This window comes from Streptomyces sp. NPDC057623 (assembly GCF_042800355.1).
In the GTDB taxonomy this organism is placed as follows: Bacteria; Actinomycetota; Actinomycetes; order Streptomycetales; family Streptomycetaceae; genus Streptomyces.
This window is the reverse complement of record NZ_JBHVGZ010000046.1, coordinates 67,362-80,764: the sequence shown is the minus strand read 5'-3', so window position 1 is coordinate 80,764 and position 13,403 is coordinate 67,362. Positions and strand designations below refer to the sequence as shown.

Annotated in this window: 17 protein-coding genes; 9 read left to right on the top strand and 8 right to left on the bottom strand. The window is 72.7% G+C overall.

Annotated features, from left to right (window positions below):
- Positions 1–218 precede the first annotated feature (218 nt).
- Together ACFU95_RS34405 and ACFU95_RS34400 are read left to right on the top strand one after the other, a co-directional pair.
- On the top strand, positions 219–1,172 hold the full coding sequence (locus ACFU95_RS34405) for an expansin EXLX1 family cellulose-binding protein (RefSeq protein ID WP_383836019.1): 954 nt from the start codon (positions 219–221) through the stop codon (positions 1,170–1,172).
- Positions 1,173–1,343: 171 nt separating this feature from the next.
- Entirely contained in the window at positions 1,344–2,012 is a 669-nt protein-coding gene (locus ACFU95_RS34400; RefSeq protein WP_383836016.1) for a DUF4232 domain-containing protein, read from the top strand.
- Here ACFU95_RS34400 and ACFU95_RS34395 read toward each other — a convergent pair.
- The 4 genes from ACFU95_RS34395 to ACFU95_RS34380 form a co-directional block, all read right to left on the bottom strand.
- Positions 2,005–2,523 carry a hypothetical protein gene (locus ACFU95_RS34395; RefSeq protein ID WP_383836013.1) on the bottom strand — a complete coding sequence of 173 codons (519 nt, stop codon included), beginning with the start codon at positions 2,521–2,523 and terminating at the stop codon, positions 2,005–2,007. The genes ACFU95_RS34400 and ACFU95_RS34395 overlap by 8 nt on opposite strands.
- Entirely contained in the window at positions 2,507–2,998 is a 492-nt protein-coding gene (locus tag ACFU95_RS34390; protein ID WP_383836010.1) for an RNA polymerase sigma factor, read from the bottom strand. The genes ACFU95_RS34395 and ACFU95_RS34390 overlap by 17 nt, the downstream gene beginning before the upstream one ends.
- 72 nt (positions 2,999–3,070) lie before the next feature.
- Positions 3,071–3,721, bottom strand: coding sequence for a class F sortase (locus tag ACFU95_RS34385; protein ID WP_383836007.1), 651 nt, complete (start codon positions 3,719–3,721; stop codon positions 3,071–3,073).
- The gene (locus tag ACFU95_RS34380) at positions 3,721–4,119 is read right to left on the bottom strand and encodes a sortase-dependent protein (RefSeq protein ID WP_383836004.1); all 399 of its coding nucleotides are present in this window, start codon (positions 4,117–4,119) and stop codon (positions 3,721–3,723) included. The genes ACFU95_RS34385 and ACFU95_RS34380 overlap by 1 nt, the downstream gene beginning before the upstream one ends.
- A 213-nt stretch (positions 4,120–4,332) precedes the next feature.
- Between ACFU95_RS34380 and ACFU95_RS34375 the strand changes: the two genes are divergently transcribed.
- From ACFU95_RS34375 to ACFU95_RS34360, 4 genes are all read left to right on the top strand, one after another.
- Positions 4,333–5,094 (top strand): TetR/AcrR family transcriptional regulator, encoded by a 762-nt coding sequence (locus tag ACFU95_RS34375; RefSeq protein ID WP_383836001.1) that lies wholly within the window; start codon positions 4,333–4,335, stop codon positions 5,092–5,094.
- Entirely contained in the window at positions 5,091–5,519 is a 429-nt protein-coding gene (locus ACFU95_RS34370) for a DUF6153 family protein (protein WP_383835998.1), read from the top strand. Before ACFU95_RS34375 ends, ACFU95_RS34370 begins: the two co-directional genes overlap by 4 nt.
- A 184-nt stretch (positions 5,520–5,703) precedes the next feature.
- Complete coding sequence (locus ACFU95_RS34365) at positions 5,704–6,351, top strand: DUF305 domain-containing protein (protein ID WP_383835995.1); 648 nt, start codon at positions 5,704–5,706, stop codon at positions 6,349–6,351.
- 180 nt (positions 6,352–6,531) lie between these two features.
- The gene (locus ACFU95_RS34360; protein ID WP_383835992.1) at positions 6,532–7,326 is read left to right on the top strand and encodes a class I SAM-dependent methyltransferase; all 795 of its coding nucleotides are present in this window, start codon (positions 6,532–6,534) and stop codon (positions 7,324–7,326) included.
- Between the two features lie 2 nt (positions 7,327–7,328).
- Here the strand turns inward: ACFU95_RS34360 and ACFU95_RS34355 are convergent, their stop codons facing one another.
- On the bottom strand, positions 7,329–8,063 hold the full coding sequence (locus ACFU95_RS34355) for a response regulator transcription factor (RefSeq protein WP_383835989.1): 735 nt from the start codon (positions 8,061–8,063) through the stop codon (positions 7,329–7,331).
- Positions 8,064–8,232: 169 nt separating this feature from the next.
- Entirely contained in the window at positions 8,233–8,748 is a 516-nt protein-coding gene (locus tag ACFU95_RS34350) for a MarR family winged helix-turn-helix transcriptional regulator (protein ID WP_383835986.1), read from the bottom strand.
- Between the two features lie 301 nt (positions 8,749–9,049).
- On the opposite strand from ACFU95_RS34350, the gene ACFU95_RS34345 reads away from it, so the two are divergent.
- Complete coding sequence (locus ACFU95_RS34345; protein ID WP_383835982.1) at positions 9,050–10,525, top strand: MFS transporter; 1,476 nt, start codon at positions 9,050–9,052, stop codon at positions 10,523–10,525.
- 8 nt (positions 10,526–10,533) lie between these two features.
- Here the strand turns inward: ACFU95_RS34345 and ACFU95_RS34340 are convergent, their stop codons facing one another.
- A complete protein-coding gene (locus tag ACFU95_RS34340) occupies positions 10,534–11,241 on the bottom strand; it encodes a class I SAM-dependent methyltransferase (RefSeq protein ID WP_383835979.1) in 708 nt (235 codons plus the stop codon).
- A gap of 123 nt (positions 11,242–11,364) precedes the next feature.
- On the bottom strand, positions 11,365–12,084 hold the full coding sequence (locus ACFU95_RS34335) for a response regulator (protein ID WP_383835976.1): 720 nt from the start codon (positions 12,082–12,084) through the stop codon (positions 11,365–11,367).
- A 270-nt stretch (positions 12,085–12,354) separates the two neighbouring features.
- Here ACFU95_RS34335 and ACFU95_RS34330 point away from each other — a divergent pair, with 270 nt between their 5' ends.
- Positions 12,355–12,855: a VOC family protein gene (locus ACFU95_RS34330; protein ID WP_383835973.1), complete on the top strand. Its 501-nt coding sequence runs from the start codon at positions 12,355–12,357 to the stop codon at positions 12,853–12,855.
- A 78-nt stretch (positions 12,856–12,933) separates the two neighbouring features.
- Positions 12,934–13,302, top strand: a complete 369-nt coding sequence (locus tag ACFU95_RS34325) for a DUF6479 family protein (protein WP_383835969.1) — start codon at positions 12,934–12,936, stop codon at positions 13,300–13,302.
- Positions 13,303–13,403: the final 101 nt, after the last annotated feature.

Sequence of the window (13,403 nt, the reverse complement as noted above, 5' to 3'; positions counted from 1 at the left end):
GGGGCCGCGCCGGGCCGGGCCGCGCCGGGCCGCGCCGGGCCGCGCCGCGCCGCGCCGGGCCGGCAAGGAATTTCCGTACCCGGGGACCGGTGGCCCGGACCCGGCAACCTTTCCGCCCGCGGCGCCCACTGACACACGGGCGACCCCCGCGCGGGCGCCCCCGCCCACCTACACGCACCCACATCCACGCGCGGGCGTAAGGACGTAAGGACTCTCCCGTGGCATCCCCTTCCCACCGCAGGTCCCCCAGCAAGTGGCGCAACGCCCTCGTCCCCGCCGTGGTCGTGGCAGCCGTCGCCCTCGCCGCATCCCTGCTCATGGCCCTGCGCCCCGACGGCGCGGCCACGGCCGGTCACACCACGACCGCGCCCACCACCGGCAGCCGGTCGGCACCTTCACCGACGACACAGAGCCCGACCCCGACCCCGACCCCGACCTCGAAGCCGAAGCCGTCCAAGGCGTCTCCGGGCCCCACGGCGACGAGGGCCACCAGCGCACCGGCACGCTCCTCGGCCGAGAGCACCACGCCGCAGCGGGCGTCGGGCTCGGCACCGCTGGCGGGACGTATCCGCCCGGGCACCGTCTACGAAGGAGTCGCCACCTTCTACGACACCGGAAACGGTGACGGCGCCTGTCTGTACGGCCCCACCGACGACGTCATGACGGCGGCGATGAACCACACGGACTACGAGACCGCCAAGGCCTGCGGTGCCCATGTCCTGGTCCGCGCGGCCGGCGGCGCCTCCGTGACAGTCCGCGTCACCAACGAGTGCCCCCTGCCCTGCGCTCCCGGCCAACTCGACCTGAGCGCCGAGGCGTTCGCCAGGCTCGCGGCCCCTTCGACCGGCCGTGTCCCGATCACCTGGAGCCTGCTGAGCCCCGAGACGTCCGACAAGATCTCGATCCGCTACAAGACGGGCTCCAGCAGCCACTGGTGCGGCATCCAGGCGACTGGCCACCGCAACCCCCTGGCCCGGCTGGAGGTCCGCGACGCCAGCGGCTGGCGACAGCTGCCCCGCACGGAATACAACTACTTCCTCTCCGAGCGGGGGAGCGGGTGCGGGGGCGCGATCAGGATCACGGACATCTACGGGGAGGCGCTGACGGTCGAAGGGATCTCGATCAGCCCGGACGTCGCGCAGCCGACCCGGGTCCAGTTCGCGGCACGCTGACCCGGCACGGCTGACGCACTCGTCGCGATCATGTCACCAGCCTGTGACAACGCTGTCCTGGAACGACGACGCCGGGCACCCCACGGCTCTCAGCCCCCTCATAGTGATCAAGTAATCAACAAAGAAGCCGAACAGCTTCGGCCTCGACCACTGATGACCAAGGGGATTCTCATGTCCGGCAAGCGTCGCAAGGCCTTCCTCGTCTCCGCAGCAATCGTCGGCGGCGCCATGCTGATGACCGCGTGCCAGGACTCGGACACCGCCACCGACAAGGCCACGGACACCAGTGCCGCGCAGGGCTCTTCGTCCACCACCCCGTCCGGCTCGTCGACCCCGGGCAGCGGCCAGGGCAGCGACAAGGACTCCGGAACGACGGGCAAGGGAACCGAGGACGGGGCCGGCTCCGGCGCCGACACCGGCAACGGCGAGAAGGAGCCGGTCGAGCAGGTCTGCGGCGCCAACGACATCTCCTGGAGCACCAAGTCCGAGACCCAGGGCGGCGGTTACATCCTGATCACCGCGAAGGCGAAGTCGGGGATCACCTGCTGGCTGCCCGCGGCGCTGCCGACCGTTGCGTTCGGATCCGACGGCACCGAGGCGGGCCCCGCGGAGCAGTCCGTCGGTGAGCAGATCAAGCTGAGCGGGAGCACCGCCGCCTACGCCGGGGTGAACCCGAAGTCCACCAACACGGACGGTGGCAAGGAACTGGACAGCATCATCGTCGCCGTCGGTGACGACGACCAGAACCCGGTCTCCCTGCCGGTGGGCACCATCACCGTCGACAAGCCGATCGTCACCAACTGGCACACCGACCCGGCGGACGCCGTTCCCTTCAGCTGACGCCACCCCTCGTCGGTGACGCCGACGCCCCCGCACTCCGCGCCGTCGGTGTCACCGACGGCGCGGGTGTCTGCCCAGCCGGACTGCTCGGCGGCCGGGACCCTTCGGTGGGGGAGGTCCGCGTGGGCTCGGAGGTCACGGCCTCCCGGGACACCGTAGGGGTGGGCGATGCCGTGCGGGGCGAGGACACCGACGGGCTCGGGACCGCCGACGGGACCGGGGGCGTCGTACGGTCCGTCGCCGGCGGCGGGGCGAGCGGAGGTGCGGGGGAGGTCGGGCCGTCGGACGTCCCCACGTGCAGGGGCAGCGCGACCAGGAGGGCCGCGGCGCAGGTCAGGGCCGCCCCGATCGACGCACGGACCAGCCGCCGACGGGTCGCCCGGCGGCGGATCGCCTCGTAACTGCCGGGGGGCGGGGCGAGGTGGTCCGGGGACGGGCGCAGGATCACCGCGAGGGGGTCGTCGGGGCCCGGCTCCTGGTCGTCCACGTCGTCGTCAAAGCGTGTGGTCAAGGCTTCTCCTCAGGTGGACGCGGAGCAGTTCGCGGGCCGCGTGGAGGTCGGCCTTGACGGTTCCTTCCTTACGTCCGGTCAGCACGGACACCTCCCGGATCGGCATGTCAGCGTAGTAGTGGAGAAGGATCGGGGTACGCAGGCGTTCGGGCAGGGACTGGACCAGCAGGCGTACGGACGGGTCCGCCTGTTCCGTGTGGGAGTTGAGCGTCGCCTCCGCCGTGGCCCGGCGCATCGCCCGCCGTTCGCGCTCCAGTTTGCGCCAGTGGTCCCGGACCAGGTTCGCCGCCGTGACGTAGAGGAAGCCGCGCGGCTCCTCCACCCGGCTCCAGCGGGCCCAGAGCCGGGTGAAGGCCTCGGAGGCGATCTCGTGGGCCGTCTCGTCGTCGTCGACCAGACGGCGGCACCAGCCTGCGAGGCGCGGATAGAGGGCGGCGAACAGCTCGGACGCTGCCTTGTCGCGGGACCGTTTCAACGCTCTCCATGGTCGTGAGGAAACCTGCACGGTACTTGTGGGGATGCCGGGCCGTCGGCGTACGTTCCGACCTCAGGAGGACGTGGCGCTCAGCTTCGCGAACACGATCACGTTGTCGCGGTACTCCTCGCCCTCCCGCGGGCCCCCGCACGTGATCAGCCGCAGCTCCGGACGGTCCACGTCCCCGTAGACGTCGTCCGCCGGGAAGTCCGCCTTGGCCACCGTCCGTACGGCGCTGACGGCGAACTCCGCCGTGGTGCCGTCCTTCCTGCGCGCCTCGATCCGGTCACCCCGGCGCAGCCGGGCCAGATCGCGGAACACGCCGTCCCCGTAAGCGCCCACCGTGACATGGCCGAGGAGGACCGAGGGGCCGACCTGACCCGGCGTCGGCGAGTGCCGGTACCAGCCGGCTCGGTCGTCGGCCGCGATCGGCGGCACCTCGACGGTGCCGTCCGGCGCCAGGCCCAGCCGGATGACCGGGGTGTCGACCTCGATCGCCGGGATCCGCAGCCGGACGGGGGGTGAATGGCCCAGCGCACGCGACGAGTTCGCCGAGGACGGGCGCTCCGCGGCGGTCCCCTGCGCGTCCTCCCGCCTCCGCCGGGAACCCGCGCTCGCGTCCTGCCCCGCTCCCTGGCCGCCGCAGCCCACCAGCACCGAGGCCACCGCCGCCGTGGCGAAGGCGCGCCTGGAGAGGGGCCGCGCGTCCCTCGCCGACGGCATCACGCCCCGGTCGCCCGCCGACGCCGTACGACGAACGCCGTCGCGCCCCCCGCGGCGAGCAGCGCCGCCGCGCCGCCGCCGATCAGCCCGGCCTGTGCGTTGCCGGACCCCGAAGCAGGCGCCTCGCCGGTGTCGGGCGCCCCCGACGGTACGACGGAGACCTGGCCCTCCGAGGGCCGGGTCGGCTCGGCCGAGGGCGCCGCGGACTGCTCGGGGGCGGAGGACGGCGCGCGGGTCGGTTCGGCGCTGGGCGCCGGGGTGGCCGCCTCCGTGGGGGAGGTGTCCGTCGCGCTGGGCACCGGAGTCGGGGTGGCGCTGCTGTGGGCGAACGCGGGCGCGGCGGTCGCGAACAGGGCCGCGCAGGTGAGTGTGAGGGCGCTGAGGACGGTTCGGCGCATCGATTCGCTCTCTTTCGGCGGTCCGCGCGGTACTGGCGTATCCGGCGGCTGTGGGTGACAGGTCGAGCGGAGAGACGACGCGGCGCCGGGGCGGGTTGTAAAGAGATGGCAAAGTCGCCGGGGAACGGTGTCGGCGGCCTGTTTCGGACTCTGCTGCGCGCTTTCAAGTCAGCCGCTTGATCAAATGCAGGCGTATTAACTTGGGTGGACGGCATGAGCGACAACGCCGTGACCACCGAACGCTCCGCCGGGACACGTGAAGCCATCATGGCCGCCGCCGAACGGCTCTACGCCGAGCACGGACTGGCGGCGGTGTCGAACCGGCAGATCTGCGAAGCGTCCGGGCAGGGCAATGTCGCGGCCGTGGGCTACCACTTCGGCGGCAAGTCGGGGCTGGTGCGCGCCATCATGCGCGGGAACGCGGGGACGATCGAGCTCGTCCGGGCGCGGATGCTGGACGAGATGGACGCCGGACCGGCCGCCCCTGAGGTCCGGGACTGGGTCGCCTGTCTGGTGCGGCCCGTCACCGAGCACCTCGACTCGCTCGGCGTCCCCTCCTGGCACGCCCGTTTCTCCGCGCTCGTGATGACCGATCCGGTGCTGCGGGCACTCGTCGCCGACGAGGCGCTCGTCCGCGAACCGTTGCGGCGCGCCCTGCGCGGCCTCGGCCGCTGCCTGGACTTCCTGCCCGCCGAGGTCCGTGCCGAACGCGGGCGGATGGCAGGACTGTTGATCACCCACACCTGTGCCGAGCAGGAGCGGGCGCTCGCCGACGGGACCGGTGCGCGCCCGCCGTCCTGGGAGGCCACGGCCACGGCCCTGACCGACGCCCTCACCGGCCTGTTCCTGGCACCCACCACACCGGGGCAGCCCTGCGCGGCGCCGCCGAACCGGCCGAACTCCCCTTCAAGCACGACGCGCTGCCCGTCACCTGATGAACCGGCCCCGCGCGGCCTACGTACGATGAGGGCGTGACAGCCCGTGCACGGCACCACCGTGCGCTACGGCTCCCGATGACGGGGCCGTGGCGCACGCTTCTGCTGCTCGGGCTGCTCGCCGGGCTGTTCGGGATGCACGCCCTCGGACCCGGCAACGTGGTCGCGGCCTCCTCCCCGGCGACGCCGCATCACGCGCCCGCGCGCGCCATGAGCGGCCATACGACGGCCATGACCGACGAGGCCGTCTGCCACGGCTCCGATTCGGGTGGCGGGCACGCCCAGCACGCCGACCCCACCTGCGCCTCCGGCGCCGTCGGTGCGGGCCCCGTGCTGCCGGCCCCGGCGCCCGACCCGGGCGGAGCGAGGGCCGCGGGCGATCTCGACGGCCGTTCCGTGGCCGCCGCGACCGAGGGCGGGCGCGCGCCACCCTCACTGGCCGAACTGCAGATCCTGCGGACCTAGGACAAGGCCGAGCCGTCCGTCCCCGTCAGCCACGGGCGTACGGCGATCAGCCATGCCCATGCCACGCCCCGAGGGCGCGGCGACCCACGTACTCGCAGGAGTTCCCAGCATGACCAGCACTCGTACGACCGATACCCGTGCGACCGATACCCGTGCGACCGATACCCGTGCGACCGGGGCCCGCATGACCGGAACCCGCGTGGCCGGCGCCCGTCCCCTGGCCCGTCGCACCGCGCTGGCCGCGACCGCCGTCACCGCCGCCCTCGTCCTCGCCGCGTGCGGCGGTGACGACCACGACCGTCCGGACACCGGCTCCGGCGCGGACAGGAGCCACAGCGCCCACAACGCCCAGGACGTCTCCTTCGCGCAGGGCATGATCCCCCACCACCAGCAGGCCCTGGAGATGGCGGAGATGGCCGCCGACCGTGCCTCCTCGGCTCAGGTCAAGGACCTCGCCGCCCGCATCGAGAAGGCCCAGGACCCGGAGATCAGGACGATGTCGGGGTGGCTGAAGACCTGGGGCGAGGACGTGCCGTCGGCCTCCCCCGGCATGGACCACTCCGGCCACTCCGGCGGGTCCGACGCCTCCGGCATGCCCGGGATGATGGGCGAGGACGACATGGCCGAGCTGTCGAAGACCGCCGGAAGGGCCTTCGACGCCCTCTTCCTGACGCTGATGGTCGAGCACCACGAGGGCGCGGTGGAGATGGCCGAGGGCGAGAAGGCGAAGGGCGAGTACGGCCCCGCGACCGAACTGGCCGACGACGTCATCACCGCCCAGAGCGCCGAGATCAAGGAGATGGACAAGCTCCGCGGCAAGAACGGAAGCTGACACCCCGGCAGGCGCCCACCTCAGCCCCGACCGGCACCGAGGTGGGCGCGCCCGAGGACCCGCCCGGCCCACCGTCGCGACGGACGCGTGTCGGCCGGTCGCCGCTCGCGGTGCCTCATTGGTCGCTGTTCCGGCCCCTGGAGGTTTCGGGCACGGGTGGCGCGGAGGATCGTTACGGACATGGCAGAGCAGCGATTCGACGTGTGGGCGTCGGGTGCCGCCTACGAGCGGTACATGGGCCGGTGGAGCCGGGTCGTCGCGCGGGAGTTCCTCGTGTGGCTGGGCCGCGCGGAGGGTCTGCGCTGGCTGGACGTGGGGTGTGGCACGGGGGTGCTGTCGGCGGCCGTGGCGGAGCGGCACCGCCCCCGGGAGGTCGTGGGGTGCGACCGCTCCGAGAGGTTCGTGGGCGCTGCCGCCCGGGCGACCGGCTCGCCGCGCCACCTCGTGGCGGACGCCATGGCACTGCCCGTCCGGGACGCCGTGTTCGACGTGGCGGTCAGCGGCCTGACGCTGAACTTCCTGCCCCAACAGGCCGCCGCCGTGGTCGAGTTGACCCGCTCCGTCCGTCCCGGCGGCCTCGTCGCGGCGTATGTCTGGGACTACGGCGGCGGCATGGACCTCCTTCGCCACTTCTGGTCCGCCGCCACCGAGACCGACCCGGCCGCCGCCGCCCTGGACGAGGGCCGCCGCTTCCCGGACTGCCGTCCCGGACCGCTCCACAGCCTGTGGACGGACGCGGGACTCACCGCCGTGTCGACGACCGCGATCGAGGTGCCCACCGTCTTCGCCGACTTCGCCGACCTGTGGGACCCGTTCCGGTCCGGCCAGGGCCCCGCCCCGGGTTACGTCGCCTCCCTCGCCCCGGCCGCACGCGACCGGCTCCGCGAGGCCCTGCGCGCGAGGGTCCCCGCCGCGCCGGACGGCTCGGTCCCGCTCACCGCACGGGCCTGGGCGGTGAGCGGAAGGCGGCCGTGACGTCAGCCGGCGCCGCCGAGCCAGTACCCGAACCCCCGGCGCGTATGGATCAGGGCAGGTTCCCCGGGGTCGCTGTCCACCTTGCGGCGCATCCGCGAGACGAGCTTCTCGATCGCCTCGTTGGCCCGGAAGTCCTCCCAGACATGGCGGCTGATCTGCTCCTTCGACAGCACGCACTCGGCGTGCACGAGCAGATGACGCAGCAGCCGGTACTCGGCGGGAGTGAGGTCGAGGGGGCGGGAGCCGCGGCTGGCGCGGCAGGTCGCGTCGTCCAGGACCAGGTCGCCGTAGCGGGGCACGGCCGTCTGCCGTTCGGGGCGTCGGCGGCGCAGCAGGACGTCGACCCGGGCGAGGACCTCGGCGATGCGGAGCGGCTTGGTGACGTAGTCCTTCTCGCCCGGCCCCAGTTCGGGGACCAGGCGGTGCAGGGAGTCGCAGGTGGTGAGGAAGAGCAGCGGGGGGTGGGGCGGGCGCGCGGCGACGCGGGGCGGGTGGGGCGGATGCGTGAGGTGGGAGAGGAGGACGGCGTCCCACACCGCCAGGTCGAAGGGGTGCTCCGTCAGCCGGGTCAGCCCTTCCGCGCCGGTGCCCGCCGTGCCGACCCGGTAGCCGGCCAACTCCAGGGTGGTGCTGAGCAGTTCGCTGTCTCCCGGATCGTCGGCGACGACCAGGACCCGCTGTCCGTCCCCGCGGGGCGACGAGGGTTTCTCCAGGAGGTTCGAGAGGTTCGCGTTCATGGCGACGCCCTTCGTGTGGGGCCGTGTGGGGGGCACTGCCCGACGGAAAGGGCTCGTCAGGCGGGTGGGGCGAAGGATTCTCAGGGGGCTCGGGGGGCTCATGAGTGGGGCGAGGGAACGACGGGGAGGGTCGTCGGCGACGGCGGTCGGCGAGGGTGGGGAAGGGGCGTCAGGCGGTGGGGTCGAGGCCGGCGGGCACCTCGGCGTGGGTGACGAAGTCGTCGACCAGGCGATGGAAGAGCTCGGCCAGCCGTCGCAGGTCCTCGTCGGACCAGTCGGCCAGCGCCATGCCCATGCCGACACGGCTCGCCTCCCGGAAACGGTCCACGGCCGCCCTGCCGGCGTCGGTGAGTTCGACGCGCCGGGCCCGCCGGTCGTGCGGGTCGGCGGCCCGGACCACATAGCCGGCCCGTTCCAACTGCTGCACCTGGCGCGTGACATGGGACGCCTCCACCGCCAGCAGCCCCGCCAGCACGCCGGGCCGCATCGGTTCGCTCTCGGCGAGGCGGCGCAGGACCGCCACTGCGGCCCGGTCGAGGTTCACGCCGGCCATGGCCATCAGGTACTCGTGCTGTCTCGCCCGTCCCGCCAGGTAGCTGACGCGGGTCAGGCACTTCTCGATCTCCACGATGTCCGTCGAGACGGGCAACGCTGCCGCGGATGACGCGGATGACGGTGCGGACATGGCCCCACCGTACCGCAAATGATTGCTTGACTTAAGTAACTCATTTATGCTTGCCTAAGTTAAGCAACGAAGAGCCTGGCCCGGCTCGGGGCCGCCTTGAGCGGAGGACGGCCCCGACGCGCCGACCCCGTGGGGACGGGGAACGGCGCGGTTCACCGGCCCGGCGGCGGAATCGCCCCCTGTCCGCCGCCGGGTCCGGTGGGACAGGCCGTCGCCGCCTTCGGCACCCGCTGAAACCGCCGAACCGCCCACCGAACCACCCACCCCCACCGTGAACCGTTCCCTCGACGGAGGCCCCGCCATGTCCCACGCACTCACCCGCCCCACCGACGCCGAGAGGAAGTCCGCCGCGCCGAACGCCGTCGTCGCGGTGCTGGCCCTCGCCGGGATCGTCGTCTCGCTGATGCAGACGCTGGTCATCCCGATCGTCCCGGAGCTGCCGAGACTCCTGGACGCGTCGGCGTCCGACACCGCCTGGGCGGTCACCGCGACGCTGCTCGCGGCCGCCGTGGCCACGCCCGTCGTCGGACGGCTCGGCGACATGATCGGCAAGCGGCGGATGCTGCTGACGAGCATCGCCCTGCTGGTGACCGGGTCGGTCGTGTGCGCACTGGCCGACGCCCTGGTCCCGATGATCGTCGGACGCACCCTTCAGGGTCTGGCGGCCGCGGTCGTCCCGCTCGGGATCAGCATCCTGCGGGACGAACTTCCCGCCGACCGCCTCGCCGGGTCCACCGCGCTGATGAGTGCCTCGCTCGGCGTCGGCGGCGCGCTCGGGCTGCCCGCCGCCGCGTTCATCGCGGACAACTGGGACTGGCACATCCTGTTCTGGGTCTCCGCCGCCCTCGGTGTGCTCTCCTTCCTACTGGTCCTGGTCGTCGTACCGGTGTCGAAGGCGCGGACCGGCGGCCGGTTCGACCTGGTCGGCTCGCTCGGACTGTCGGCCGGACTGGTCTCGCTGCTGCTGGCCGTCTCCAAGGGCGCCGACTGGGGCTGGACCAGCGGTACCACCCTCGGGCTGGGCGCGGCAGCGGTCGCGATCCTGCTGGCCTGGGGCTGGTGGGAGCTGAGGGCGAAGCAGCCGCTGGTCGATCTGCGGACGACCGCCCGGCCGCAGGTGCTGTTCACCAACCTGGCCTCGATCGCGCTCGGCTTCTCGATGTTCGCGATGTCGCTCGTACTGCCGCAGCTGCTCCAGCTGCCGGAGCAGACCGGCTACGGCCTCGGCAGGTCGATGCTCACCGTCGGCCTGGTGCTGGCCCCGCAGGGCCTGGTGATGATGGCCATGTCCGCGGTGTCCGCGGCCGTCACCAAGGCCAGGGGGCCCAAGGTCACCCTGATGATCGGCGCGCTGATCGTGGCCGCCGGGTACGCGCTGAACATCGTGCTGATGAGCGAGGTCTGGCACCTGGTCCTGGTGTCCTGCGTCATCGGCGCCGGCGTCGGCTTCACCTACGGTGCGCTGCCCGCGCTGATCATGGGCGCCGTCGACCCCTCCCAGACGGGCGCCGCCAACAGCCTCAACACCCTGATGCGCTCGCTCGGCACCTCCTTCGCCAGCGCCATCGCGGGCGTCATCCTGGCCCAGATGACCACCGACTTCGGCGGCTACGCCCTGCCCTCGGAGAACGGCTTCAAGGTCGTCATGGCCATCGGCGCCGGAGCGGCCCTGCTGGCCTTCGCGGTCGCCACCTTCATCCCGAAGCAGCGCCCCGCCGTCCCCGGCCGGCCGGCTCCGGAGGGCGAGCCCGAGCGGGCGGTGGCCAAGGCCGGCTAGTGCCCCCCTCAGGGCAGGTTGAAGAAGATCATGGGGTTGTCGTGGCTGTCCCGCAGGGGCAGGCCGAGCGCCATGGACCGCTTGACGTCCCGCAGCCGGTCGTGGATCTCCGGGGCATGAGCTCGGGACGCCGTGAAGTACGGCGTCCCGAGCTCGTTCAGCCGGCGCAGCACCACCGCGCCCTCGGTGAACGGCAGCGCCCGGCGGCCGTGGAAGACGTCGTGGACGCAGACCGGGATGCCGCTCGTCAGCCGCGGGAACAGGTGCTGGAGGTACCAGCGGGCGAAGCGGGCGGAGTGCGCCGCGTCGATGAAGAGGAAGTCGGCGTTGTCGGGGATCTTCTCCAGGTTCTCGCGGGCGTCGCCCTGCGTGAAGGTCCAGCGCCCGGCGGCGAGCTGGTCCGGGACGCCTCGCAGGACGTTGTCCGTGATGTCGTACGAGTGGAGGTGGCCGGTGCCGTTGTCGTGCAGGGCCTGGAGTATCCAGGTCGTGGACCAGCCGTGGAAGGTGCCGATCTCCACGACCGTCTCGGGGCGGCTCTCCCGCAGCAGGAGATACGTGATCTCCGCCTCGATGTCGTCGAGCTGGGCCTTCATCGACTTCGGCGGCGCGAGCAGCCGGCGCTGCTTCTCGCGGACGCGGTCGAGGTCCTCGGCGTAGGTGCGGTAGAGGCCGGTGACGCGGTCGAGGTCGATCTTTCGGGGCTGGGGGTGCATGCGCGCTCCGTGGGTGCCGTCGTTGCCGTCGTGGGCGGGACGCGGGGACGGTAGGAGGGCGCTCGGCGGGGATGCGTCACACCGGGGTGCCAACCTCGGTGCAGCACTCGGGTATGACGGCGTTCAGGGCCGGTCCTCGGGGCTCACGAGCCCCGACTCGTAGGCGAAGATGACCAGTTGGGCCCGGTCGCGGGCGTCGAGCTTGGCGATGAGACGCGTCATGTGCGTCTTCACGGTCTGCTCGGCCACGACCAGCTGCCCGGCGATCTCGGTGTTCGACAGCCCCCGCGCGACCAGGTACAGGACCTCCGTCTCGCGCGGGGTGAGGCCGTTCAGCCGCAGCCGGGTCTCGCGGCGGCGGGCGGGGCGGCGCCCGGCGTAGTCCTCGATGAGGCGACGGGTGACCGACGGGGAGAGCAGCGCGTCGCCGGCCGCCACCACCCGTACGGCGTGCAGGAGTTCGGCGACCGGCGAGTCCTTGAGGAGGAAGCCGCTGACCCCGGCGGCCAGCGCCTCGTGGACGTAGTCGTCGAGGTCGAAGGTGGTGAGCATCAGCACCTTCGGGCGGTGGGTGACACCGGGCGGCGGGTGGAGGAGGTGCCGCGCGGCCTCCAGGCCGTTCATGCCGGGCATCCGTACGTCCATCAGCACCACGTCGGGATGGGTGCGGCGGCCGACCTCGACTCCGGCCGCGCCGTCCGGGGCCTCGCCGACCACGTCGATGTCGCTCTGCGCGGAGAGCAGGGCGGCGAAGCCGGAGCGCACCATGTCCTGGTCGTCGACGATGACGACACGGATCACGCCGGCCGTCGTACCGGACCGGGCGCCGTCCTGCTGAGACATCGGCGTACTCCTGGGGCAGAGGGGACCAGGCTCCACTGTCGCGCCGACGGGCCCGGCCCCACTTCGGCCGAACGGCCGACTCCACCGGTCCGTGCCGCCGTGCGGCTCCGCCGATCGGACGAGGCAGCGGGGGCGGGCGGGAATCCCGGGCCCGGGTGGGCGGGTTCACGCTGCACGACCGTCGAGGAGCCCGGCCGCGTCCGATCGAGTCCGGCTCCGACCGCGTGCGACTCCGACCGAGTCCGCCGCAGAGCCGAAGAGGAGCCGAACATGTCCGACGCCCCGGCCACCGGCACACCCGCCACCACCGGTACGGCTGCCGCCACCGGCACACCGCCCGAACCCCCCGTCCGCGAGCTCCGCCTCGTCGTCACGGCCGCCGACTACGACGAGGCGTTGCGCTTCTACCGCGACGTGCTCGGACTCCCCGAGCGCGCCGCGTTCTCCTCCCCCGGCGGCCGGGTCACCATCCTCGAGGCGGGCCGGGCGACGCTGGAGCTGACCGACCCGAACCACGCGGAGTTCATCGACGAGGTCGAGGTCGGCCGGCGGGTGGCCGGGCAGGTCCGGGTCGCCTTCCAGGTCGACGACTCCGCGGCCACCACGGCCCGGCTGGCGGCGGCCGGGGCCGAGGTCCTCGCGGAGCCCACCCGCACTCCCTGGAACTCCCTCAATTCCCGCCTGGAAGCGCCGGGCGCCCTCCAGCTGACCCTTTTCACCGAGCTGGACGATGCCTTCACCGAACGGGACGACGCGGCGGAACGCGCGTAGACCCGTCGGCGGGAGCGGTGCGAGCACTTCCGAGGTGCCACGGGGAGCTTATTCGTCCGTTTCGGTGATAATTGGGGCATGAGTACAGCGACGTTCGTAGTAGCGGCCACGTCGAGTGAGGTACTCAACGTGATCGCCGCCTTCGCTGGTGGCCTGGTCATCGCCGGCGCACTGGTCTGGGCCGTGCAGCTCGGCATGCGGGTCCGTGATCGAGAGCTGCCCCGGCCCACTCCCGAGGAGCAGCCACATCTTCCCGACACCGGTCCGGTCCATGAGATGCGCGAGCTCAGGGAGCCGGACGAAGTGCCGCACGCCGAGGGCAGGGAACGGCTCCTGCCGCACGAGCTGCACCATGCGAGCAGCAGGCGCAGCGACGACCAGCACCGCAAGCGCTGGCTGCCCGGAAAGAGCGGTTCCTTCGGCGGGGGCGGACTGGGGCACGGCTGAGCCGCCCGGAAATCCGGGCGACGCGAGGCGCTGCCCGATGTCATCCTGCCCGGACCCGCCCCGGTGTGTGCAGGTCCCGGACAGGGGGAGGCTTAGCCGAC